Annotated in this window: 3 protein-coding genes; 2 read left to right on the forward strand and 1 reads right to left on the reverse strand. The window is 34.6% G+C overall.

Annotated elements, in window-relative coordinates; all coding sequences use genetic code 11:
- Positions 1–171 precede the first annotated feature (171 nt).
- Positions 172–456 (reverse strand): hypothetical protein, encoded by a 285-nt coding sequence (locus WGMM_RS06830; RefSeq protein ID WP_038250429.1) that lies wholly within the window; start codon positions 454–456, stop codon positions 172–174.
- Between the two features lie 144 nt (positions 457–600).
- On the opposite strand from WGMM_RS06830, the gene pheS reads away from it, so the two are divergent.
- Together pheS and glmU are read left to right on the forward strand one after the other, a co-directional pair.
- A complete protein-coding gene (pheS, locus tag WGMM_RS03990; protein WP_038250432.1) occupies positions 601–1,644 on the forward strand; it encodes a phenylalanine--tRNA ligase subunit alpha in 1,044 nt (347 codons plus the stop codon).
- Complete coding sequence (glmU, locus tag WGMM_RS03995; protein WP_038250435.1) at positions 1,645–2,931, forward strand: bifunctional UDP-N-acetylglucosamine diphosphorylase/glucosamine-1-phosphate N-acetyltransferase GlmU; 1,287 nt, start codon at positions 1,645–1,647, stop codon at positions 2,929–2,931.
- Positions 2,932–3,456 lie beyond the last annotated feature (525 nt).

Consider the following 3,456-nt stretch of genomic DNA (forward strand, 5'->3'; position numbering starts at 1 on the left):
TTTGGTACAAGTTGTCCAGGTTAATGTTTTCAACGTCTGTTTGTAGCGTTATCGTTGTGCCCTGCAGAAGGATTTTGAGGCGGAGCACTATTTTACGAATTCTTCCACAGTTTTATAACTGCTAGTTTTACAGTAGTTATTATATAATTCACTGCTTTCTTTTGGGCACTTTTATGTTGACTGTAAAATTTTTTTTCCCGGGAAAAGGCAGATTTTGAAAAAATCAATTAAAGATTTTATTTGAAATGGTCTTATATTAAAGGTGTCTTTATCTGTTGCTGTTAGCTCAAATGAAAATTTTTGTATATTGCTTTCAATACTTCTCGAGCGAATAGCACTGATCTTAATTGTTTCGCTAGAAAATGCTTTACTTATGTTTCTGGATCTTTCCTTAAAGAACTTAGGTAAATCCTCTATTTTGTACTTATTATCAGTTTCAATGTCACTGTTGTGCATAGTTGATACAGCAAATTCATCAACGCAAAGGTAAATAAAAAAATTAATTAGTCAATAAATTAATAATTAAAATGGGACAGTTTTTAGATTGTTGATGCTATTCAAGATTTTACTATAATTAAAGTTTAGGCCAGCGTTTCTAAGATGAATAAAGAGCTACTGAATGAAATACCTTCACTTGAAGATAAAGCGATCTCTGAAATTGAGAATGCTTCTTCTTTACAAGATTTAGAAAAAGTTAGGCTATCATATTTGGGAAAAAAGGGTGTAATTAAAGCTTATTTTGACAACTTAAAAGAGATAGAAGACGCAGGAAAAAAGCGCAATTTAGGCGAAGTTATCAACGTTTTACGTAATAAGCTAGATCAGCTTATAATGAATAAGGAGAATATACTAAAAGCCGAAGAAGTTAACTTTAAATTGCAGAACGAGGCAGTTGATATTACGTTGCCTGCGAGGCCAGAAAAAATTGGCAAGGTCCATCCACTCAGTAAGGTTCTAAATGAAGTAAAGCTTATTTTTGCACATATGGGTTTTAAAGCAGTTGATGGCCCTGACATTGAAGATGAATTTCATGTATTTGATGCACTGAATACTCCAAGTCATCATCCTGCACGAGAGGAGCAAGATACCTTCTACTTAAAGAATAAAATAGATGATAAAAGAATGGTACTGCGCACTCACACCTCATCTGTACAGATTAGAACCATGGAAAAAACAAAAAAATTCCCAATTAAAATAGTAGCCGCAGGTAGAGTATACAGAAACGACTTTGATGCAACTCACACCCCTATGTTCCATCAAATAGAGGGGTTATATGTCGATGAGAATGTCAATATGGGCCAGTTAAAATTTACTATTCATCACTTCCTTAATAAGTTCTTTGGCGATAAAAGGCTGAAGATACGTTTTCGTAATAGTTTTTTCCCTTTTACCGAGCCTTCTGCGGAAGTGGACATAAGTTATAAAGGTAGTAAATGGATAGAAGTACTGGGATGCGGTATGACGCATCCAAATGTATTTCAAAATGTTGGAATAGACCATACTAAATACAACGGTTTTGCGTTTGGCATTGGTATAGAAAGGCTTGCAATGCTAAAATATCAAATTAGCAACTTGAGGAGCTTTTATGACAACAAAATCAGCTGGCTTGATCATTACGGTTTTCATTTTTCGTCTTTAAGATAAGTGATAAATAAAGCTCATACTTTTATCATACTTGCTGCCGGGCATGGCAGGCGGATGAATTCAGATTTGCCTAAGGTTCTGCACAAAATAGGCAATTTTTCCGTGCTTCAGCATGTCATTTATAATGCAAAACAGTTAAATCCTGAAAATATTGCTGTTGTAGTTGATCAGCCTTTAATTGAAAGACTAAAGTGCTTTGAGGATATACAGTTAATTACACAAGAATCAACACTTGGCACGGGAGATGCGGTCAAAACTGCGATGAGAAACCTAAGAGAATTGCCAGATTCAAGCATAGTTGTTGTGCAGTATGGGGATACTCCGCTCATAAAAAGCAGCACAATAACTAAAATGATTAGTTATTTAGAAGGCAAGGCTCTAGCTTGCCTAGGTTTTAGGACAAGCAATACTGGTAGGTTAATTATTGAGAATGGTTCCTTAAGAGAAATCGTAGAAGCAAAGAGTGATAAAAATAATCATGAAGAATTTCTTGCAAATGCTGGAATAATGGTTGCATGTGCAAAGAATTTACGTGAATTGGTGGAGAAAATAGAGTGCAATAGCTCAACCCATGAATATTACTTGACCGATATAGTTTCCATTGCAGTGAAGAGTAATTTAAATGTCGGTTACGTTATTACCGGTGGAGAAGAAGCAATGGGAATAAGTAACAGAAATGACCTTATAAAAGCTGAATATTACTTTCAAGAAAATAAAAGAAAAATTTTTACAGACTCCGTAGTAACGCTTGTTGCACCAGAGACTGTTTTCTTTTCTCTTGATACGCAAATTGCCAGAGATTCAGTTATTTACCCATATTTTTTTTTCGGTATTGGAGTGAAAATAGAGTCTGGTGCGAAAATAGTGCCATTTTCGCAGTTAGAAAATTGCTTAATTAAAAGTAATGCTGAGGTCGGTCCATTTACCAGAATACGCGGAAACACAACAATTGGTAATAAGGCAAAAATAGGAAATTTTGTGGAAGTGAAAACAAGTGAAGTTGGTCAAAACACTAGAATAAAACACTTAAGTTATATAGGAAATGCTAAAGTAGGGCAGGAGAGTAATATAGGAGCAGGCACTATTGTTTGTAATTATGATGGGAAAAATAAACATGAAACGAATATAGGGAGCAATTGCTTTGTTGGCGCCAATAGCTCACTAATTGCGCCGCTTAATATTCATGATGAATCTGTAATTGCAGCAGGTAGTGTTATAGTTGAGGATGTACCAGAAAAAAGCCTTGCAATAGCAAGAGAAAAGCAAGTAACTAAGAGAATAAAGTAGTCTAATTTAATTATGTTGTTGTGTCATTTTTAATATTAGACTCCTTGCATAACCATATAACAAACTTTTATTGGGAATAGAAACAAAAAAACTTCCTTGACAAACTCCGCCAGCCCCCTTATCATGATGGTGAAGCTATTGTATTTGCTTTCGCCAATCTGCAGATTAAAAGGTAAGGATTACTTAATGTATCGGCGTCCCATGTTCAATTTTTTGCAGTATATAGATACTGTATGTCTTTACAAAACTTCATCTACATCTAGATTTTTATCTAAATAAGCTGAACGCGCTTATAAAGCGTTACAAAACATCAAAAAAATGCCAATACTCGACAGAGATAGTAAAAGACTAGCTAACTCGGGGATTCTTTGTCTTTTTTTCTGCTTAGTAAACTTCTTAAACATTTGCAGCGTAAGTTAGTTGCAATTAAAAGCAGCTTAATCTTGCTTTTCAAGCGTTTTAAAACATAAAAAACGCCAATATTTTAAAGCGGATAATAACCCCAGGGCTTCTTTTGCCTTTTTT

The organism is Wolbachia endosymbiont of Glossina morsitans morsitans (assembly GCF_000689175.1).
Taxonomy (GTDB): domain Bacteria; phylum Pseudomonadota; class Alphaproteobacteria; order Rickettsiales; family Anaplasmataceae; genus Wolbachia; species Wolbachia pipientis.

Coding starts and splice junctions, on each gene's coding strand:
- WGMM_RS06830 (WP_038250429.1), bottom strand. CDS start 456: ATGCACAACAGTGACATTGAAACTGATAATAAGTACAAAATAGAGGAT.
- pheS (WP_038250432.1), top strand. CDS start 601: ATGAATAAAGAGCTACTGAATGAAATACCTTCACTTGAAGATAAAGCG.